This window comes from Veillonella parvula DSM 2008 (assembly GCF_000024945.1).
Lineage (GTDB): Bacteria > Bacillota > Negativicutes > Veillonellales > Veillonellaceae > Veillonella > Veillonella parvula.
Genome location: NC_013520.1, coordinates 80,432 through 105,000 on the forward strand (window position 1 = coordinate 80,432; position 24,569 = coordinate 105,000).

Sequence of the window (24,569 nt, forward strand, 5' to 3'; positions counted from 1 at the left end):
AAGGTATATGGCGGAGTTTTTGTATATTCATAAATATTTATGATTTAGAAGTGAGTGTAGAGTGAAAAATTTTTTACTTTTACCACAGAATATGATATGTTTAATATAATATGCATCGGTAAATAGCCATATATTAACTGCATTTTTACTTTTTAAAATAATTATAAAATATTTTATTATATTCATATAATCTGATAGTTTTATGCAAGGAGTAAGACGAGATGAACCGAATTTTTAAAGTAATCTGGAGTCGTACAAAAGGATGTTATGTCGTTGTAGCTGAAACAGCGAAGAATATGTCGAAACGTTCGACAATGACATCGGTATTTGCCAAGATGTCAGGACCTGTAATTGCTGCGGCTTTGTGTATGTCCGTGATGTCCCCAATGATCGTGCAAGGGAGTACTATTGTGCAAGGGGCCGGCGCTCAAGCTAAAAATGGTACTGTAGCGATAGGTGACAATAGTACAGCAATGGCGGATAACAGTGTGGCATTGGGTACAGGTGCTACTGTTACAAGAGCAAATAGGGCTGGTGTTGGTAATGTACAAGGTGTTGCCATCGGAAGAAATGCAAACGTTGAAGTAAATAATGGTGTTGCTATCGGTAATTTGACAAAAGTAGCTTCTTTAAATGGCTTTGCCCTTGGTAATACATCCTGGGCTGGATACGATGAGGCCGGTAACTATGTGGGTGCCGATAATGATCAGGCATTTGGTACCAATGCCAGAGCTTGGGGTGGATCCTCCATGGCATTTGGTAATAATGCTAAAGCTGCTGCCGGTGGTGCCGTTGCAATGGGTAACGGGTCGCAGGCAAGAGGTAAATGGGCCGTTGCAATTGGTAATAATGCACAAGCTAAGGGCGAAGGGTCCAGAGCTCTTGGTGTAAACTCCTATGCAGTAGGACTCAACTCCATTGCAATGGGCTGGGAAAGTAATGCCCGTGAGGATTCTTCTATAGCTATTGGTACAGATTCTGACTCAGTTCAGAAAAATAGCATTGCCATCGGTAATCGTGCAGTTAGCTATGCAGAGGATAGCGTTACTCTCGGTAGAAATACGACGGTAAATAAAAATCATAATCGCTCAGTTGCATTAGGTACTAATTCTGCGACTGCGGATACTCATAGTACACCGAATCAGCTTGTAAATGGCTTGTGGTATAAGAATTTAGCTGGTGGCAATGCGGATTCTACTGTTAGTATCGGTAATGATACGGTAAAACGTACGATTACAAATGTGGCAGCAGGGCGTATGAATCCTTCGTCTACAGATGCTATTAATGGTAGTCAGCTATATGCCGTAGCAAATAGCTTGGGCAATTTAGCCACTACTACTAAAAATATCCTTGGCGGTAATGCAGCGCTCGATCCTGATACCGGTAAATTAACGATGAGCGATATCGGCTTTACAGGTAAAAGCACAATCCACGATGCTATTAGATATAATAAAGACAATATCGATAAAGGATTGTTTTTTTATGGGGATAACTTTGTTCAGAACCAAGTAAAATTAGGTGACACAGTAAGAATAAAAGGTGGCGCTAGCGGTGCTTTGGCTGACAACAATATTGGGGTTCAAGCAGACGGAAATGGCACACTAAATGTGAAATTGGCTAAAAAAATAACTGGTTTGGATAGCGTAACAGCAGGAACTGCTACGATTGATAATAAAGGGGTGTCTGTAGGCGGTAAACTCTATGTGTCAACAGGTGGTCTTAATGCCAATAATCAACAGCTTAGAGGTGTTGCAGACGGTAGCGGTAGTCAGGATGCAGTTAACTACGGTCAGTTGCAGCGTGCAATTAACGGTACAGCTAAAGAAGCCATAGTAAAAGCAAATGATGATGGTAATATTACGATAAAAGAAAACTCAACGGCGAAAGGTGGTAAGGAGTATACTGTTGGCTTAAACTATAAGATCACTGTAGGGAAAGGGGCGGCCTCGCATCCTATAACCATAGATAGTGGTACAGGAACGGTCACAGGTCTTACCAATACATCATGGAATGTAAATAATCCAGCACCTGTTACAGGACGTGCTGCTACGGAAGATCAGTTAAAGCGGGTTAATGATAAGGTTAATAGTAATAAATCATCGATTGATACTAATGCACATAATATTAGCAACAATAGCCAGAGCATCAATAAGAATAAACGAGATATTGCTACTATTAACACCGCCCTTGATAAAGGTATTAGCTTCGCCGGTGACAATGGGCCTGTAAGCAACAGAAAATTAGGTGAAACAGTAAAAATAAAAGGTGATTACGTAGGTTCTGTATCTGATTATAATATCAATGTCCAATCAGATGGTAATGGCACATTAAATGTGAAATTGGCAAAATCTTTGAACGGATTGGACAGTGTAACAGCCAGTGGTACGGTTATTAATGCTGGCGGTTTGACTGTTGGTGGCAGAAACTATGTAACACCAACAGGCATTAATGCTAATAATCAAAAAATTACTGGTGTTGCTACTGGTACATCATATAGTGATGCGGTTAATTACGGTCAACTACAAGATGCTATCAACGGCACTGCTAAGGCATCTTCTGTGAAAGCAAAAGATAAAAATGTAATCGTAACAGAAGGTACCAATGCAAATGGTGGTAAGGAATATACTGTTGGCTTAGGCGAGAAAATTTCCGTAGGCGGATCGCGTCCTGTAACCGTGGACGGCACTATAGGCAATGTAACAGGACTTACTAATAACAGCTGGGACGTTAATAATCCTCAAGCCGTAACCGGTCGCGCTGCAACGGAAAGTCAGTTGCAGACTGTTAATACGCAAGTTAATACAAACAAGGCTAATATTGCTAAGAATGCTGCTGATATCAATAAGAATAAACAAGATGTTGCAACGAACAAGCAAGATATTGCGACAAATAAAAGTGCTATTTCTTCAATCAATTCAACAATTGAAAAGGGGTTGAATTTTGGTGGTGATAGCGGGGCAGTTTTCAAGAAACAATTAGGTGAAACACTAACTATTAAGGGTGGTGCCCCTGCTACGAAGTTAACAGATAATAATATTGGTGTCATATCCGACGGCAGCACATTAAATGTGAAGCTAGCTAAAACATTAACGGGTTTGACCAGTGTGACTGCAAGTGGTACGACTATCAATGGTGCTGGCTTGACTGTAGGTGGCAAGAACTATGTATCTCCAACAGGTATCAATGCTAATAATCAAAAGATTACTGGTGTTGCTAATGGTACAGCGCCTGATGATGCGGTTAATTTCAGCCAATTACAAAATGCTATCGGTGGTACTGCCAAGGCCACTACGGTAAAAGGGAAAGACGCGAATGTAAGCGTAACAGAAGGTACCAATGTGAATGGTGGTAAGGAATACACTGTTGGATTGGGTAATAAACTTGCGGTAGGTACGGCACATCCTGTAAATGTGGATGGAACTACTGGAACTGTAACAGGCCTTACGAATACCGCTTGGAATGTAAATAATCCGCAAGCTGTAAGTGGTCGTGCTGCAACGGAAGATCAGTTAAAAACTGTTAATACGCAAGTTAACACAAATAAGGATAAAATAGCTCAGAACACAACTGACATTGCTCAAAATGCGACTGATATCGGTAAGAATAAACAAGATATAACTAAGAACAAGACTGATATAGCTCAAAATACTACTGATATTGGTAAGAATACGACTGATATTGCACAAAACAAGCAAAATATTACTCAGAACACACAAGATATTGCGACCAATAAAAATGCTATCTCTACAATCAATACAACTATTGCTAAAGGTCTTAACTTTGATGGAGATAGCGGTGCTGCAATCAACAAACAGTTGGGCGATAAGCTTAGCATCAAGGGTGGTGCAGCGGCTGCGAATTTGACGGACAATAATATCGGTGTCGTATCTGATGGCAGCACATTAAATGTAAAACTAGCTAAGACATTAACCGGTTTGGATAGCGTAACGGCTGGGGGTACAACTATCAATAGTAGTGGTTTGACTGTAGGCGGTAAGACCTATGTAACTCCGAACGGTATTAATGCGAATGACAAGAAAATAACTAATGTTGCTGATGGTGAAGTGGCGGCTAATTCCAAAGAGGCAGTTAACGGCGGTCAACTTCATGCGGCTAAAACCGAATTAAATAACAATATTAATAATGCTAAAACTGAATTAAACAAAAATATCGGTGATACCAAAACTGAACTCAATAAAAATATTAATGACGTTAAAACCGAACTGAACGGCAATATAGATAATGCAAAAACCGAGCTAAACAATAATATTTCGACCGCGAAAAATGATGTGATCAATACAGGCCTCAAGTTTGATGCGGACACAGGCGGTGCTAAGACCAATAAATTGGGTTCCAAGGTAACGGTAAATGGCGATGATAATATCACGACAGAAATCAGTCAAACCGGTGATGATACTAAGATCGGGCTTAAATTAAAGAAAAATCTTAATGTTACTACTGTTACTGCTACTGATACTGTGAAAGCTGGCACTGTGACTATGGGCAAACAAGCTGGTGGTGCTGGCGGTGCAAACGGTAACTTTGTGACAGGGCTCGATAATAAGTCTTGGAACGCGGATAATCCTCAAGCTGTAAGTGGTCGTGCTGCTACGGAAGATCAGTTGAAATCCGTTAATGATAAGGTTAATACAAATGTAACTAATATCAATAAAGGATTAAACTTTAACGGCGATAGCGGTGCTACGATTAATAAAAAATTGGGCGACACTGTTACCATTAAAGGTGGTGCTACGGCAGATCTTACGGATAATAATATCGGTGTCGTGTCCGATGGCGGCACATTAAATGTGAGACTAGCTAAAACATTAACCGGTTTGGATAGCGTAACAGCTGGTGGAACAACCATTAATAGTAGTGGTTTGACCGTAGGCGGCAAGACCTACGTAACGCCAAACGGTATCAATGCAAATAATCAAAAGATTACCGGTCTAGCAAAAGGCACAGATCCTACTGATGCGGTTAACTTCAGTCAGTTGCAGGATGCTATCGGTGGAACTGCTAAGGCAAGTACTGTGAAAGCTAAAAACAGCAATATCACTGTAGAAGAAGGTACAAATGCAGCCGGCGGTAAGGAATTTACAATCGGACTAGGCGATAAAATTACCTTAGGCACTGCTAATCCTGTATCTGTTGATGGTACTACAGGCACGGTAACTGGCCTAACCAATACTGCTTGGGATGTAAATAATCCGCAAGCTGTAAGTGGTCGTGCTGCAACGGAAGATCAGTTGAAATCTGTTAATACGCAAGTTAGTACAAACAAGGATAAAATAGCTCAAAACACAACTGACATTGCACAAAATAAGCAAAATATCGCTCAAAATACGCAAGATATTACGACCAATAGAAATGCTATTTCTACCATCAATACGACTATTGCTAAAGGCCTTAACTTTGATGGAGATAGCGGCGCTGTAATTAACAAACAGTTGGGCGATAAACTTAGCATCAAGGGTGGTGCAGCGGCTGCGAACTTGACCGATGGTAATATTGGTGTCGTATCCGACGGCAATACATTGAACGTGAAGTTAGCTAAAACATTAACTGGTTTGGACAGCGTAACAGCTGGTGGCACAATCATCAATAGTGGTGGTTTGACCGTAGGTGGTAAGACTTATGTATCTCCAAATGGCATCAATGCGAACGACCAAAAGATTACCAATGTTGCTAATGGCGACGTGGCGGCTAACTCCAAAGACGCGGTGAACGGCGGTCAATTACATGAAGCCAAAACTGAGTTAAACAAAAATATCGCTGATACAAAGACTGAGTTGAATAAAAATATTGGTGATACTAAGACCGAGTTGAATAAAAATATCAGTGATACTAAAACTGAACTCAACAAAAATATTGGTGACGCTAAGACTGAACTTACCAATAAAGGACTTCGTTTCAATGCGGATAATAACGACGAAAAAACGAATAAACTAGGCTCCAAGGTAACAGTAAACGGAGACGACAATATTACGACGGAAATCACGCAAACCGGTGATGATACGAAGATCGGCCTCAAATTGAAGAAGAATCTTAATGTTACATCTGTTACTGCAGCGGAAACTGTGAAAGCCGGTACTGTAACTATGGGTAAACAATCCGATGGTGCAACTCCTGCTAATATGGGTAACTATGTGACTGGTCTTGATAATCAGGCATGGAGCGTAACTAATCCGACTGCTGTCAAGGGACGTGCTGCAACAGAAGATCAATTGAAGACAGTTACTGAAGCTATCAAAACTCAAGGTGCTAATGCAACGGACTTCAGTCTTGTTGCAAATCCTACGGCGGGATCCAATGGTGACTATACTGTAGATGCCAACGGTGATGTAGCATTGACAGTTCAAGATAAGAACCATCCGGATCAAACAAAAACCGTAACGATTAAAGATGTGGCGTCTAAATCCGAAGTGGATAAAGGCTTGAACTTTGATGGTGACTCTGGTACGACTATCAACAAGAAACTAGGTGGTACTGTTGCCATTAAAGGTGGAGCTACGGCTACAGATTTAACGGATAACAATATTGGCGTTGTATCTGATGGCACAGGCACATTGAACGTGAAGTTGGCAAAAACATTGACTGGTTTGGACAGCGTAACAGCTGGTGGCACAATCATCAATAGTGGTGGTTTGACCGTAGGCGGTAAGACTTATGTATCTCCAAACGGCATCAATGCGAACGACCAGAAGATTACCAATGTTGCTAATGGCGATGTGGCGGCGAATTCCAAAGATGCGATCAACGGCGGTCAATTGCATGACACTAAAACTGAGTTAAATAAAAACATTAGTGATGCTAAGACTGAGTTGAATAAAAATATTGGTGACGCTAAGACTGAACTTACCAATAAAGGACTTCGTTTCAATGCGGATAATAACGCTGAAAAAACTAATAAACTAGGCTCTAAGGTAACGATAAACGGCGACGATAACATCACCACAGAAATTACACAAACTGGTGACGATACGAAGATCGGCCTCAAATTGAAAAAGGATCTTAATGTTACATCTGTTACTGCAGCGGAAACTGTGAAAGCCGGCACTGTAACCATGGGTAAACAGTCCGATGGTGCAAGCCCTGCTAATATGGGCAACTATGTAACAGGTCTTGATAATAAGGCTTGGAGCATTGATAACCCTACGATTGCATCTGGCCGTGCAGCAACGGAAGACCAATTGAAAACGGTTAGTGATGAAGTTAAGAAACAAGGTGCTAGTGCAACGGACTTCAGTCTCGTTGCTAATCCTACGGCAGGCTCCAATGGTGACTACACTGTAGATGCCAATGGTGACGTAGCATTGACAGTTCAAGATAAGAATCATCCTGATCAAACAAAAACCGTAACGATTAAAGATGTGGCGTCTAAATCCGAAGTTGATAAAGGCTTGAACTTTGACGGTGACTCTGGTACGACTATCAACAAGAAACTAGGTGGTACTGTTGCCATTAAAGGTGGAGCTACGGCTACAGATTTAACGGATAACAATATTGGCGTTGTATCTGATGGCACAGGCACATTGAACGTGAAGTTGGCAAAAACATTGACTGGTTTGGACAGCGTAACAGCTGGTGGCACAATCATCAATAGTGGTGGTTTGACCGTAGGCGGTAAGACTTATGTATCTCCAAACGGCATCAATGCGAACGACCAGAAGATTACCAATGTTGCTAATGGCGATGTGGCGGCGAATTCCAAAGATGCGATCAACGGCGGTCAATTGCATGACACTAAAACTGAGTTAAATAAAAACATTAGCGATACTAAGACTGAGTTGAATAAAAATATCAGTGATACTAAAACTGAACTCAACAAAAATATTGGTGACGCTAAGACTGAACTTACCAATAAAGGCCTTCGTTTTGATGCGGATAATAACGCTGAAAAAACTAATAAACTAGGCTCTAAGGTAACGGTAAACGGCGACGATAATATTACGACAGAAATTAGTCAAACTGGCGATGATACAAAGATTGGCCTTAAATTGAAGAAAAATCTTAATGTTACATCTGTTACTGCAGCGGAAACTGTGAAAGCCGGCACTGTAACTATGGGTAAACAATCTGATGGCGCAACTCCTGCTAATACTGGTAATTATGTAACAGGTCTTGATAATAAGACTTGGGATGTAGGTAAAGTCGTATCCGGTCGTGCAGCAACAGAGGATCAATTGAAACAAGCCTTGGCAGGTCAAACTGATACAGGTCTCAAATTCAATGCCAATGTAGGCGGTGTACAAACCAATAAATTAGGCTCTACTGTCACTGTTCAAGGTGAAGGTAAAGCTGCTGATACCGACTATAGTGGTGACAATATTAAGACTTTCATCAAACAAGATGCAGCAACAGGTAACACGACTATCGATGTGAAGATGAACAAAAATCTTAAGGCTGAATCCGTGAAAGTCGGTAAAGACGGTAAGGATGGCGTATCTCTTACAGGTCCAGATGCGGCGAATGGCACCGACGGTAAGGTAGCTGTTACAGATAAAAACGGCAAGGATGCTGTGTCCATGTCCGGTAAAGACGGTGTTGGTCACATCGGATTAAGCGGTAAAGACGGTAAAAGTGCGGATATTATTGCTGAAAAAGGGTCTGCTAATCTCAATGGAAATGAAATTACGCGCATTAAATACAAAGATGAAAATGGCACAACTCATGAAGTGGCAACCAAAGATGATGGCATGGCATATGGTGGCGACTCCGGTACTACCATCAAGAAGAAACTTAATGAACAATTGGACATTAAGGGTGGTGTCACTAATGAATCTGAGTTGACCGAAAACAATATTGGTGTTATTAGTAAAAATAATATCCTTAATGTTCGTTTGGCAAAAAATCTGAAAGGTCTAGATTCCATAACTTTCAACAATGGTACTAATGGTGCAAACGGTAAAACCGTTGTAAATGGTGAAGGTATGACCATTCAAGATAAGGATGGCAATCCGTTGACTGCTGTTACAAAAGACGGCGTAAAGATTACCAACGGTCCATCCATGACGAAGGGCGGTATCGATGCGTCTAATAAGAAGATTACGAATGTAGCTGATGGTACTGATTCTAAGGATGCGGTTAATAAATCCCAATTGGATAAAGCGGCAGCAGCAGCTACTACAACAGTAACGGCAGGTAATAATGTCCAAGTAGATAAGACCACTAATGCGGATGGTTCTACAAATTACAAAGTGGGCCTTAAAGACCAAGTAACAATGGGGACTAATCCTACGAAACAAATTGCAATGGATGGTACAACAGGTACTATCAAAGCTGGTGACAAGGTTACCATCGATGGCAACAAAGGCATCATCAAAGCCGGTGATAAAGTTGAAATCGATGGCGATAAGGGGACAATCAAGGCTGGCAATGTTGCGATTGACGGTACAAACGGTACAATTAAGGCCGGTGATAAGGTAACTATCGACGGTAAAGATGGTAAGATTGCTGCAGGTAAAGTCGCTGTTGATGGCAAGGACGGTCATGTGACAGGTTTGGAAAACAAAGATTGGGATCCTAACAATATCACAAGTGGTCGTGCTGCTACAGAAGATCAATTGCAGAAGTCCCATAAAACCTTGGATAATAAGATTAATAACTTAGGTGATGACATTACGAAGAAAGGTATGGATTTTGCCGGTAATACAGGCGATTTCCACCGTGATTTAGGTCAAAAGGTTACTATCAAAGGTGAAGGTCAAGGGGCTGATAGTGATTATTCCGGTGAAAATATCAAAACAGTAGCCGAAAATGGTAATGTTACTATTAAAATGGCTAAGAATCTTAAGACCGATAGCGTTACTACCAAAACGGTCACTGCCGATACGGTAACGACTGATAAGGTGAAAGTCGGAAAAAACGGTCAAGATGGCGTTTCCATTACAGGTCCAGACGCTGCGAATGGTACAGACGGTAAAGTAGCTATTACAGGTAAAGACGGTAAAGATGCTGTATCTATGTTCGGTAAAGACGGCGTTGGTCATATCGGTTTAACCGGTAAAGATGGTCGCAATGCAGATATTACTGCTGATAAGGGCGATTCTGATCTAGGAGGTAATGCTATTACTCGTATTAAGTACCAAGATGAACAGGGCAAGACACATCAAGTGGCAACCAAAGACGATGGTATGAAATACGGTGGTGATTCCGGTAATGTGATTAACAAAAAGCTTAACGAACAGGTAAACGTAATCGGTGGTATTACTGATGCTAGCAAGTTGACTACAGAAGATAATGTAGGCGTTGTATCTGACGGCACTAATCTTAAAGTTCGTATGGCGAAAGATTTGAAAGGTCTTACGTCCGTAACGACTAAGGATGCTGCAGGTAACTCTACGGTTGTAAACGGCAGTGGTATAACTATTACTCCTGCTAGCGGTAACACTGTAAGTCTTACTAAAGACGGATTGAATAATGGTGGTAAAACAATTAGCAATGTAGGTCCTGGTGTAAACGGTACGGATGCGGTTAACGTAAATCAATTGAAAGGAGTTACGGAGGGCATGGCCAATGCTATTAATTCCGTGGCGGGCGAAACGCAACGTGTAGGTGCTCATGCGGCGGCTATGTCTGCGTTGAAACCGATTCAATATGATCCGTTAGAACCAACTCAAGTGATGGCTGGTATTGGTAATTACAGAGGCGAAACTGCAGCAGCTTTAGGTGTTGCTCACTACACATCGGAAGACACTATGTTCCATGCAGGCGTATCTGTTGGTAGTCGTCATAATATGGTGAATGCTGGTGTAACTCGTAAATTCGGTTCTTCTGATGAGAAGAAGGCTATTCCTGAACGCTACAAGGGCGGTCCTATCAGTTCTATGTACGTAATGCAGGATGAAATGACTGCTTTGAAAGCTGAAAATGCACGCATGAAAGCGCAGGATGAAAAATTAACTGCAGACTATGCGGCATTAAAAGAAGATAATCTTCGTCTACAGAAAGATAACGAAGAAACTAAGCGACAATTGGCTCTTATTATGAGTCGTTTAGGCATGTAATTCATATCTGTTTCATCTTACGTTCATGTGATAAAAAGCGAGCTGATGTACCAGAAAATACCCATGAAAATTAGATGATTTTAACCCTATATGGTATATAAAATGAAAGAACGAAAGTCTACTGTGAAAGGACTTTCGTTCTTTTTTTGTGTTTGACTTCACAAACTTTTCATAATAGTGTATAATACAGAACATATAATTTTAATCGAAAATTATAAATGTGATTAATTTACTATAAAATCATTAGCTTTAGATTATAAGTGTTGTTTGGCCCATTGTTGTAAGGGTTTTTATGATTGAAAATATATTTAAATGAGTAAGAAAATCAATTTTTAAAAGAAGTTTAAAGTTCTGAAAATAAATGAGCGAAATATGAAAAAAATATATTTACATTCATAAACTAATCTGATATTTTATATGTATAGTAATTAAATTTTTGATGAAAATTTTATTATTTTTAGTGTTTTAGTGTTGGTTTTAGAATCCCTTATAAAACTGTGTGAAAGGTAGGTACTACTAAATGAATCGTATTTATAGGGTAATTTGGAGTCAGGTACGGGGCGCATATGTCGTTGTATCTGAAATTGCAAAAAGCCATACTCGTGGCTCCAAAAGCTTTGTTAGTAATTCCGCAAAAGCTTCGGTAAAAGTTGGCTTAGCGGCTATGGTTTTAACCTGCGGTAGTGGGTTGGCATCTGCTTATACTGCGGATAGAGGGCTTTCCATCAGTCCTGGGCCTAAAGATGATCGTGGGTTGACTTGGTTGAAACCTGATGAAGGTGCCCCTAATATTCAGATGTATGATTATAAAACTCCGGGCAATAAAGGTAATGGCCATTTATATACCAATGATAAAGTGTTCGGCATTCAAATTGGTAATAATGCTAGTGCCCGTTCTAATGATGGGTCTGTGTCCGGTATTGCTATCGGTGACTATTCTCAATCTCGTGCGTTGGGTATCGGTTTAGGCCATTATGCTCAATCTGAACAAATCGGTGCTATTGCTGTTGGCTCTGCTGCTAAAGCAAAAGGTTTTAACTCCTTGGCTATGATGCGTCAAGCCTATGCTGGCGAACAATATGCGGCAGCTATCGGTACAGCTGCATCTGCACAGGGTAAAGCTAGCTTGGCTATGGGGCACTCTGCATTAGCAACAGGTAATCAATCTATTGCTATCGGTTCTGCAAATCCTGATCCATTGACAGACGCAAAAGGTACACCGTATACAGCATATGATGAAAAAACTAATACTCAAGCTAATGCAGATCGTGCTATTGCTATCGGTCAAGGTGCTAAATCAAATACTGATGATAGCATAGCTATGGGTACAGGTGCTAATGTTGTAGCTGGTAAAAATTATAAAGGCGAAAACTTTACTCATGGCATAGCTATCGGTAGTAATGCCCTTTCTCAGGGAATACAAGGTGTAGCCATTGGTAATCGTGCTGCTCATTATCGTGATAACGCGGTAGCAATTGGTAACAATGCTAAAACATATGCGGTAGACGGTGTTTCGATTGGTAATAATGCTGAAGCAGGTATTCAAAATGACCCTCAATATAAAGTAAATAACTCCGTTGCTGTAGGTAACTCTGCACGTGCTCATGGTGGTTCCGGCGTTGCTCTTGGTAATGATACATATGCATTAGGCGGGTCTTCTGTGGCTGCAGGTAATGCAGCATGGGCTTTAGGCGAACGTTCCACAGCTATCGGTAACAATGCTCATTCCGAAGGTTACGGTTCTATTGCTATGGGTCGTGAAGCGAGTGCTTTAAGCACTCAAGATGGGGACAAGAAAAATGTTGTGGCTATCGGTGATGATGCACAAGCAACTGGTTCCCGTTCTATCGCATTGGGCGTAAGCGCTCAAGCTGGTACATTAGAACGTGTTCGAGATAGCAGAGTTTATAAAGATAACGATCAATTAATTACACAACTTAAAGCGAAAAAAGAAGTAACTGATGCGGTAGCAATTGGTAGCGAAGCAAGCGTACAAGAAAACGAAGGCTTAGCTCTCGGTAGCAAAGCAACAGTAAATAACGTTCGTGGCGTTGCATTAGGTGCTAATTCTGCAACAGCTGCCCCTGTAAGCACAGCTAGTGAAACAATTAATGGTTTGAAATATAACTATGCTGGTGATACTGCTGATTCCACAGTTAGCGTAGGTAATACTTCTACAAAACGTACAATTACTAACGTAGCAGCTGGTCGTGTGAATGCACAATCTACAGATGCTATTAACGGTAGCCAATTATATGGCGTTGCTAATGCAGTGGGCAATGTAGCTAACAGCACTAAGAATATCTTAGGCGGTAATGCTAAAGTTGACCAAAACGGTACTATCACCATGACTAACATTGGTGATACAGGTAAAAACACTGTTCATGAAGCAATTAAATCCGCAAACTCCGGTTGGGAACTTCAAGTTAATGGCCAAAAGGTTAAAGACGTAAAAGCTCCTAATCGTACAGTGAACTTTAACGCTGGTAATAATATTAAATTAGAAGGCGCCGGAGATAATGTTACGGTTGCAACAGTTGATGATGCAAACTTCAACTCCGTTACAACTGGTAAAGTTTCTATGAGCAGAACCGGTATCAATGCTGGTGGTTATCAAATCACGAATGTACAATCTGGCGGCGATACATTAACAAATGCGGCTAATATAGGTGATATTTCTCGTATTGCTGCAAAATACGATAAATACTTACAACGTGGTGCTGCTACGTATGAAGCAAACGGTAACGGCAAAATTAACATGACCGGTACAAATGGTTTGACTGCTGAAGTAACAGGTTTGAAAAATACGTATGTTACATCCGGTACAGTATCCAATGACGGTAAGAGATTGACATTGACACGTAATGACAATCAAACATTCGATGTTGATATCTCTAAAATCTCTAACGGTCTTTCCAAAACTGACTACCGTTTGATTGCAAACCCTGCAGCTGGTAGCAACGGCGAATATAAAGTAGCTGCTGATGGTAGCATGACATTGACTGTTGCTGATGCTGATGGTTCCAACCCTAGACAAGTTAAGTTGACGAACCTTGCTTCTAAAGAGCAACAAGATATCAATACTACTAATATCACAAATAACACTAATAAAATCGCTAAAGGCTTGAGCTTCAGAGGCGATGACAATGTTAAAATTAATAAACAACTTGGTGATACATTGGGCGTTACAGGTGGTGCAAATACCGGTGCTTTAACAGACAACAACATCGGTGTTGTAGCTAAAGACGGTAACCTTAATGTTAAGTTGGCAAAAGATCTAACAGGTTTGAACAGCGTAACTGCAGGTTCTGTTCGTGTAGGTAAACATAGCGACAATAAAAACTATGTAACTGGTTTGGACAATAAAGAGTGGAATGTTCAAAACCCTACTATCACATCTGGTCGTGCAGCAACTGAAGATCAGTTGAAAAAAGTGTCTGATGAAATCAAGACTACTAATGCAGCTAAAACAGATTACCGCTTGATCAACAATACAAATTCTGCAGATGGTTCTTACTCTGTAGAAAACAATAAAGTTGATTTGAAAGTTAAAGATGAAGCTCATCCTAACAACCCTGCTAATACGGTAACAATCAACAATATCGCATCCAAAACTGAATTGGATAAATTGACAGAACGTGCTGTTAAATATGATCTTAACGGTACTACTATTAATAAAAACAAGGTTACTTTGGAAGGCCAAGGTGGCACAACAATTACTAACTTGAAAGCCGGCGAAGTATCCTCTACTTCTACAGATGCTGTAAATGGTAGTCAATTACATGATGTGAAAATTGAAGCAGGTAAACATTCAAAAGTAACTGTTTCCGATGATAACCTCAAATTGACAACTACTCCTGCTACAAGCACTGAAGGTGCTAAATATGATCTTCGTTTGAACAACAAAGTGACATTGGGTAGTGGTAACAATCAAGTAGTTCTTGATGGTACTGCAGGCAGAGTGACTGCTGGTGCTGTTGTAATGGGCTCTCAAACTGTTCAAAATACGAAACATGCAAGCGAAACTGGTAATTATGTAACTAACTTGAGCAATAAAAACTGGGATTCCACATCTATCGTATCCGGTCGTGCTGCGACTGAAGATCAGTTGAAAAAAGTTAGCGAACAAATTACTCAACAAGGTAGCAGTGCAACTGACTATCGTCTTGTAAGAAACTCTAGCGCTGACGGTTCCTACAAGGTAAACGACAATGGTGAAGTATCCTTGACTGTAGAGGATAAAAACCATGCAGGTGTTAAAGAACAAGTTACAATCAATAACATTGCATCCAAATCTTCCGTAGATAAATTGACAGATCGTGCTGTTAAATATGACATCAATAACGGTGTTGTTGATAAAACTAAGGTAACATTGGAAGGTGCTGACGGTACTACAATTACAAATGTAAAAGACGGTGCTGTAACAGCTACATCTAAAGATGCTATCAATGGCAGCCAATTGTTCAAAACTAAAGAAGAATTGATCAATAAAGGCATGAAATTCGGTGCTGACTCCGGTAACGTAATCAATAAAAAACTTGGTGAACAAGTAAACGTTAAAGGTGGTATCACAGATGCATCCAAATTAACTGTAGAAGACAATATCGGTGTTGTATCTGATGGTTCTAACGACTTGAAAGTTCGTTTGGCAAAAGACCTTAAAGGTTTGAATAGCGTAACTGTAGGCGATACAAAAGTTACTTCTAACGGTGTAACTATCAGCAACGGTGCTACAAACAATGCATCCGTATCCCTTACTAAATCCGGTTTAGATAATGGTGGTAACAAGATTACTAACGTTGCTCGTGGTACAATCGACAGCGATGCAGTAAACTTGGCACAATTGAAAGAAGTATCCAACAGTGCATCTGCAGCAAATACGAAAGTAGCTGAAGGCAAAAACATTAAAGTTGATGAAAGCATCGACAATGTAACTAAAGCTAAAACATATACTGTAGGCTTGAAAGATGAAGTAACATTAGGCTCTGGTAATACAGCTATCAATATTAACGGTACAACAGGTATCGTGAAAGCTGGCACTGGTGATAATGCTGTGACTATCAATGGCACAAATGGTACTATCAACTCCGGTAAAGTAACTATCAATGGTACTACAGGTACTGTTAACGAATTAACTAACAGAACTTGGAACCCTAAAGCTATTACTAATGGTCAAGCTGCTACAGAAGATCAATTGAAAGTAGTAGATAATAAAATTGATACTACAAAAACTGAAATCGTAGAAAAAGGCTTGAACTTCCAAGGTGATGCAGGTACTGCAATTCATAAAGACCTTGGTCAAACTTTGAAAATCTCTGGCGGTCAAGCTGATGCATCTAAACTTTCAGAAAATAATATCGGCGTAGTAAATAACAACGGCGTATTGAATGTTAAACTTGCTAAAGATTTGACAGGCTTGAACAGCGTAACAACTGGTGCTACAACTATTAACAACAATGGTTTGACAATCGGTGGCAACACATTTGTTACAAGTAATGGCTTCAATGCTAACGATACTCAAATCACAAACGTGAAAGCTGGTACTGAGGATAACCATGCAGTTAACCTTAAACAGTTGAAAGAAGTATCCAACAACGCAGCGGCAGCTAAAACTGTTGTAAAAGCAGGCAAAAACATCAATGTAACTGATTCTGAAGATCCACTTACTAAAGCTAAGACTTATACAGTTGGCTTACAAGACACAGTAACATTGGGTTCCGGCAATACAGCTGTTAATATCGACGGTACAAAAGGTATTGTGAAAGCCGGCGAAGGCAATAATGCTGTAACTATCAACGGTACAAACAGCACAATTAATGCTGGTAACGTATCGATTAACGGTGCAACAGGCAATATCAATTCCGGTAAAGTTCTTGTTAACGGTGCTAAAGGTACTGTAAATAACTTAACAAATATCACTTGGGATGCTGACCATATCACAAGCGGCCAAGCTGCAACAGAAGACCAATTGAAAGTTGTTGATAAGAAAATCACTGACAACGGTAGCAACTTGACTAAGAAGGGCTTGAACTTCAAAGGCGATGACGCTACAAGTATTCATAAAGATCTTGGCGAAACATTGGATATCAACGGTGGCATTTCTGATGCATCTAAATTGTCCAACAATAACATCGGTGTAGTATCTGAAAACGGCAAGTTGAACGTTAAACTCGCTAAAGAGTTGACTGGCTTAACAAGTGTAACAACTGGCGCTACAACAATTAATAACGAAGGTTTAACAATTGGTGGTAAGAAATTCGTTACAGCTAACGGTTTTGATGCTAACAATACACAAATCAAAAACGTAAAAGCTGGTACTGACGGTAATGATGCAGTTAACTTGAATCAATTGAATGAAGTTAAAAATGCATCCAACACTACAGTAGAAGGTAGCGAAAACATCAATGTTAACTCCACAGTAGATCCTAATACACAAGCTAAAACTTACAAAGTAGCGTTGAAAGACAATGTAACTTTAGGTTCTGGCAATAATGCAATCAACATCAACGGTACTACAGGTATCATAAAAGCTGGTGACGGTGCTAATGCTGTGACTATCAATGGTACAAACGGCACTATCAACTCCGGTAAAGTGACTGTCAACGGTGCTACTGGTACTGTAAACAACTTGACAAACATTTCTTGGGATCCTGCACATATCACAAGCGGTCAAGCTGCAACAGAAGACCAATTGAAAGTTGTCGATAAGAAAATCACTGACAACAGCACTGACTTGACAAAGAAAGGCTTGAACTTCCAAGCTGATTCTGGCGAATTAATTCATAAAGATCTTGGTCAAACATTAGATGTTGTAGGTGGCATTACTGAGAAATCTAAATTGTCCGACAACAACATCGGTGTAGTATCCGAAAATGGTAAGTTGAATGTTAAACTTGCAAAAGATTTAACAGGCTTGAACAGTGTAACAACAGGTCAAACAACTATCAATAATGATGGCTTGACAATCAATAACAAACAATTCGTTACAGCAAATGGCTTCAATGCTAACAATACGCAAATCAAAAACGTAACAGCTGGCGTAGAAGATAATGATGCTGTTAACGTTAAACAATTGAACGATGTAAAAGCTGCATCTAATACAAAAGTAGAAGGTAGCAAAAACATCAATGTTGATGAAACTGTAGATAATGTAACAAAAGCTAAAACTTACACAGTTGCATTGAAAGACACTGTAACATTAGGTTCCGGTAATAATGCAGTCAACATCGACGGTACAAAAGGTATTGTAAAAGCTGGTGACGGCGCTAACGCAGTAACTATCAACGGCGTAAACAGCACAATCAATGCTGGTAAAGTTGCAATTGATGGTGCAATTGGTAATATCACTTCCGGTAAAGTTCTAGTTAACGGTGCAAACGGTACTGTAAACAACTTGACTAACAGAACTTGGGATCCTAATAACATCACTAACGGTCAAGCTGCAACAGAAGATCAATTGAAATCTGTAGATCAAAAAGTTACAGACAACAGTAAGAAAGGCTTGAACTTCCAAGCTGACTCTGGTGAATTAATTCATAAAGACCTTGGTCAAACATTGGATGTTGTAGGTGGCGTTTCTGATAAAGCTAAATTGTCTGACAACAATATCGGTGTTGTATCCGAAAACGGTAAGTTGAATGTTAAACTTGCAAAAGACTTAACAGGTTTGAACAGCGTAACAACTGGTCAAACAACTATCAACAACGATGGCTTGACAATCAACAACAAACAATTCGTTACAGATAATGGCTTCAACGCTAACAATACGCAAATTAAAAACGTAACTGCTGGCGTGGAAGATAATGATGCTGTAAATGTTAAACAATTGAACGATGTAAAAGCTGCATCTAATACAAAAGTAAAAGGTAGTAAAAACATCGACGTTGATGAAGCTGTAGATCCAACTACAAAAGCTAAAACTTACACAGTTGCATTGAAAGACACTGTAACATTAGGTTCCGGTAACACAGCTGTTAACATCGACGGTACAACTGGTATCGTAAAAGCTGGTAACGGTGCGAATGCAGTAACTATCAATGGTGTAACAGGCAACATTAATGCAGGTAAAGTTCTAGTTAACGGTGCAAACGGTACTGTAAACAACTTGACTAACAAAACTTGGACTCCAGGAAATATTGTTTCTGGTCAAGCTGCAACAGAAGATCAATTGAAAGTTGTAGATAGCAAAATCGATAAGAACACTGAAGACTTGACTAAGAAGGGCTTGAACTTCCAAGCTGATTCTGGCGAAGTAATCCATAAAGATCTTGGTCAAACATTGGATGTTGTAGGTGGCATTACTGATAAAGCTAAATTGTCTGACAACAATATCGGTGTTGTATCCGAAAACGGTAAGTTGAATGTTAAACTTGCAAAAGATTTAACAGGCTTGAATAGCGTAACAACTGGTCAAACAACTATTAACAATAATGGTTTGACAATTGGCGGTAATACATTTGTTACAAACAATGGCTTCAATGCAAACAATACACAAATCAAAAACGTTAAAGCTGGTACAGAAGATAGCGATGCTGTTAACCTTAAACAATTGAACGAAGTAAAAGCTGCGTCCGATACTAAGGTAAAAGGTAGCAAGAACATTCATGTTGAAGAAGAAATCAACGATCTTACAAAAGCTAAAACATACACTGTAAACTTGAAAGACACAGTGACATTGGGCTCTGGCAATACATCAGTTCATTTCGATGGTACAACAGGTATCATTAGAGCTGGCGAAGGTGCTAATGCTGTAAATATCAATGGTACAAACGGTACAATCAACTCCGGTAAGGTAACTATCAATGGTGGTTCTGGTACTGTTAATGATTTGACTAACAGAACTTGGGATCCTAATAAGATCACTAACGGTCAAGCTGCAACAGAAGATCAATTGAAAGTTGTAGACAACAAAATTGATAAAAATACTGAAGACTTGACTAAGAAAGGCTTGAACTTCAAAGGCGACTCTGGAGATAAAATTCATAAAGATCTTGGCGATACATTGAATATTACTGGTGGCGAAGCTGATGCTTCTAAACTTTCAAATGGTAACATTGGCGTAGTTAATGAAAACGGCAACTTGAACGTTAAACTCGCTAAGAACCTTAAAGGTCTTGATTCCGTAACTGTTGGTTCCGATCCAAACAAACAAGTTGTTCTTGATGATAAGGGCGTATCTGTAGGCGGTAAAACATACATTTCTAACGAAGGCTTAAACGCAAATAATCAAAAGATTACTAACGTGGCAGCTGGTGTAAATGATACAGATGCAGTTAACGTTCAACAGTTAAAGAGCAGCATGGCGGCGGCAACTACAACAGTGAAAGCTGGTGATAGCGGCAATACAACTGTAACATCTACAACAAATGCGGATAAGTCCAAAACATACACTGTAGATATCAAAAAAGACTTGAACCTACGTAGTGTAACTACAACTACTGACGATCAACAACACTCTACTGTAACAAATGGTGTAGGTGTTACAAGCACTGATACATTAGGTAATACGACTGCTCTTACTGCAGGTAATGTGAAAGTATCCGATAATCAAAATAATACAACTCAAACAACAGCTAAAGGTGTACTTGTAGATAATCCAACTAAGGCCACTGAATTGACTGCTGATGGTGTTGTAACTACTGATAAACGGACTAAGAGCACAAGAACAACTGCAGATGGCATGGTAGTAACATCCGGCATGGGTGGTACTAAAGTAACTACTACTGTTAGCAGCAACGGTGTTGCAATTACTACTCCTCCAGCAGGTCAAGGTTCCCCTAAAGATGGTACTGGTGCAGTAACATTGACTAAGGACGGCTTGAATAATGGTGGTAATAAAGTTGTTAACATGGCAAGCGGTTATGGCGAAGGCGAAGATATCAACAATATTGCTGATAATAGCAGCAGCTTAACAAATGGTGCTAACATCGGTGACTTGAAGAAAGGTATCGACGGCCTTAAGAAAGCTGGCTTAGACTTTGCAGGTGATAAAGGCGAATTCCATCGTGACCTAGGTCAAAAAGTGACTGTTAAAGGTGGCGTTACTGATGAAAGCAAACTTTCCACTGCAAACAATATCGGTGTTATTTCCGATAACAACGGCAGCTTGAATGTTCGTTTGGCAAAAGATATTACTGGTATTAACTCCATTACAACTATGGATAACTCCGGTCATACAACTGTGACAAATGGTAACGGTATCACAATTAAGAATAATGGTGGTGGCAGCGTATCCTTAACAAGCTCTGGTTTGAACAACGGCGGTAATAAGATTACTAACGTGGCTCCAGGCGAAATTAGCTCTACTTCTACTGATGCTGTTAATGGTTCCCAACTTAATCGTGTTGCAAACAGCATGAATAATGTTGTAAACGAAGTTCGTCAAGTTGGTGCGATGTCCTCCGCGTTGTCCGCATTGAAACCTATGGCTTATGACCCTTACGAACCTACTCAAATCATGGCAGGTTACGGTAACTACCGTGGCGACTCCGCATTGGCATTAGGTGTGGCTCATTATAAAAATGAATCCATGATGTTACATGCTGGTGTAGCTTGGGCAGGCAGCAATAGCCATATGATGGCAAATGCTGGTGTAACTTGGAAAGTAGGTAACAGAGACGGCGAAGCAGAAACTGCAGATCGTTATCGTAAAGGACCTATCAGTTCTACATATGCAATGCAACGTGAACTTGCTGCAATGAAAGCTGAAAATCAAGGATTAAAAGGTGAAGTAGCTGATTTGAAAGCTGAAAATGAACAAATGAAAGCTAATATTGCTGCAATGATGGCAAGACTAGGTTTATAATACGTTCATGCTGAACATTACGGGTTGAGGATTCCCTTTTGGGGGTCCTCTCACCCGATTTAATTCGTTGATAGAAAAGAGGAATATATAATGAAAAAATCCACTTTGCTTGCTTTCACAGCGGCAGTATTATTCGGCAGTGGCGTATTCCATGTTAATGCGGCATCTGCTACATTTGATGATCCATTGCTTTTACCAAATCCAGCTAAAGTGCCTACAACAGGTTCTGTTGTCTTGGTTCCTGTGGCTAGCCCTCAGGCTGTGCAAGGTATCCATGAATTTGTGAAAGCATGGGAAAATGCGGAAAAACATATTGCTTTAGCTGAAAGCAAAAAGAATAATCATCAAGCGTTAACTAAAGAAGAAGCTAAATGGTTACATTCTAAAGATAAGCATAATTATGCTGATTATTTCCGTAAACATTCTTTAGGTTATGTACATGGCCAAGAAACTGCATTGAACTGGAATGGTGAAAACCGTAATAAAAACGAGTATAGCTATTACACATTCCCTAAATATGATAAGGACCAAGGTTACACAAATAGCTATGGTTACAATGTATTGCGCAGCATGGTTGATCGCATGAATGAATTGCTTCAAAAACAAAAGGCCGTTGGCGGTCCTTTGACTGATGAAGAAGCACAAGCATTGGAAGATGCTATGCTTGATATCATGGCTCAAGATCAAGAACATGTATCTAATGAAGAATTGCGTTATTACATGAACGAAGCAGTTTGGTTTGCTACAAAACAAACTGTAAAAAATATGTCTGCAGAAGAACCTTCTGTTGGAGACATGCACGAAATTAACCTTCGTGAAGCGATTCAGACAGATAACTAATCATCTAATACATATATAATCACATTATATGTATAGCTTTTGTTATAAGGAATGTGCAGTTGCAATAACCTTATATATAAAAGTTTTTAATATACAGTGTTGAGACACAAATAAGGGATTCTATAAACACACTGTCATATAGACAAGAAGCCGCAACAGAATGCAATAGATGTATTCTTGTTGCGGCTTCTTTTTATTTTAAATTCTCCCTATATGATATGTTTGAAAAAGTGATATAACTTAAGTTTTGAATCTGTAAAATTAGTTTGTAAAACTGTACAAAAATAATGGTAAAATTTTCCTGAAATTTGTCGTAAAATTTGTCCAAATTTTGTTGACATCAGTATATGGAAATGTTATTATATTCAAGTACCCCATATGAAGGGGCACAGATCTTTGAAAACTGAACAATGATAGGTAATCAATCATAATGATTGAACATATGCCAGAGTGCGGGTTTTGACACAGTCAAAACCAACCATAATTCAAAGTTACTTCAATGTAACGACAACAAATAATGAGCTATTCAAATAGCTTCAAGATATCTTGGAGAGTTTGATCCTGGCTCAGGACGAACGCTGGCGGCGTGCTTAACACATGCAAGTCGAACGAAGAGCGATGGAAGCTTGCTTCTATCAATCTTAGTGGCGAACGGGTGAGTAACGCGTAATCAACCTGCCCTTCAGAGGGGGACAACAGTTGGAAACGACTGCTAATACCGCATACGATCTAACCTCGGCATCGAGGAAAGATGAAAGGTGGCCTCTATTTATAAGCTATCACTGAAGGAGGGGATTGCGTCTGATTAGCTAGTTGGAGGGGTAACGGCCCACCAAGGCGATGATCAGTAGCCGGTCTGAGAGGATGAACGGCCACATTGGGACTGAGACACGGCCCAGACTCCTACGGGAGGCAGCAGTGGGGAATCTTCCGCAATGGACGAAAGTCTGACGGAGCAACGCCGCGTGAGTGATGACGGCCTTCGGGTTGTAAAGCTCTGTTAATCGGGACGAAAGGCCTTCTTGCGAACAGTTAGAAGGATTGACGGTACCGGAATAGAAAGCCACGGCTAACTACGTGCCAGCAGCCGCGGTAATACGTAGGTGGCAAGCGTTGTCCGGAATTATTGGGCGTAAAGCGCGCGCAGGCGGATCAGTCAGTCTGTCTTAAAAGTTCGGGGCTTAACCCCGTGATGGGATGGAAACTGCTGATCTAGAGTATCGGAGAGGAAAGTGGAATTCCTAGTGTAGCGGTGAAATGCGTAGATATTAGGAAGAACACCAGTGGCGAAGGCGACTTTCTGGACGAAAACTGACGCTGAGGCGCGAAAGCCAGGGGAGCGAACGGGATTAGATACCCCGGTAGTCCTGGCCGTAAACGATGGGTACTAGGTGTAGGAGGTATCGACCCCTTCTGTGCCGGAGTTAACGCAATAAGTACCCCGCCTGGGGAGTACGACCGCAAGGTTGAAACTCAAAGGAATTGACGGGGGCCCGCACAAGCGGTGGAGTATGTGGTTTAATTCGACGCAACGCGAAGAACCTTACCAGGTCTTGACATTGATGGACAGAACCAGAGATGGTTCCTCTTCTTCGGAAGCCAGAAAACAGGTGGTGCACGGTTGTCGTCAGCTCGTGTCGTGAGATGTTGGGTTAAGTCCCGCAACGAGCGCAACCCCTATCTTATGTTGCCAGCACTTTGGGTGGGAACTCATGAGAGACTGCCGCAGACAATGCGGAGGAAGGCGGGGATGACGTCAAATCATCATGCCCCTTATGACCTGGGCTACACACGTACTACAATGGGAGTTAATAGACGGAAGCGAGATCGCGAGATGGAGCAAACCCGAGAAACACTCTCTCAGTTCGGATCGTAGGCTGCAACTCGCCTACGTGAAGTCGGAATCGCTAGTAATC

Annotated in this window: 3 protein-coding genes and 1 rRNA gene (1 of these 4 cut by a window edge); all 4 read left to right on the forward strand. The window is 40.5% G+C overall.

Features of this window, described 5'->3' with window-relative positions:
• Positions 1 to 221: 221 nt before the first annotated feature.
• On the forward strand, positions 222 to 11,009 hold the full coding sequence (locus VPAR_RS00250; RefSeq protein WP_012863661.1) for an ESPR-type extended signal peptide-containing protein: 10,788 nt from the start codon (positions 222 to 224) through the stop codon (positions 11,007 to 11,009).
• Positions 11,010 to 11,529: 520 nt separating this feature from the next.
• Complete coding sequence (locus tag VPAR_RS00255) at positions 11,530 to 21,813, forward strand: ESPR-type extended signal peptide-containing protein (RefSeq protein ID WP_012863662.1); 10,284 nt, start codon at positions 11,530 to 11,532, stop codon at positions 21,811 to 21,813.
• Positions 21,814 to 21,903: 90 nt separating this feature from the next.
• Complete coding sequence (locus VPAR_RS00260) at positions 21,904 to 22,653, forward strand: hypothetical protein (protein ID WP_012863663.1); 750 nt, start codon at positions 21,904 to 21,906, stop codon at positions 22,651 to 22,653.
• A gap of 543 nt (positions 22,654 to 23,196) precedes the next feature.
• Positions 23,197 to 24,569: ribosomal RNA gene (locus tag VPAR_RS00265) — 16S ribosomal RNA — on the forward strand; it runs 190 nt beyond the window's last position.

Coding starts and splice junctions, on each gene's coding strand:
- VPAR_RS00260 (WP_012863663.1), top strand. CDS start 21,904: ATGAAAAAATCCACTTTGCTTGCTTTCACAGCGGCAGTATTATTCGGC.
- VPAR_RS00250 (WP_012863661.1), top strand. CDS start 222: ATGAACCGAATTTTTAAAGTAATCTGGAGTCGTACAAAAGGATGTTAT.
- VPAR_RS00255 (WP_012863662.1), top strand. CDS start 11,530: ATGAATCGTATTTATAGGGTAATTTGGAGTCAGGTACGGGGCGCATAT.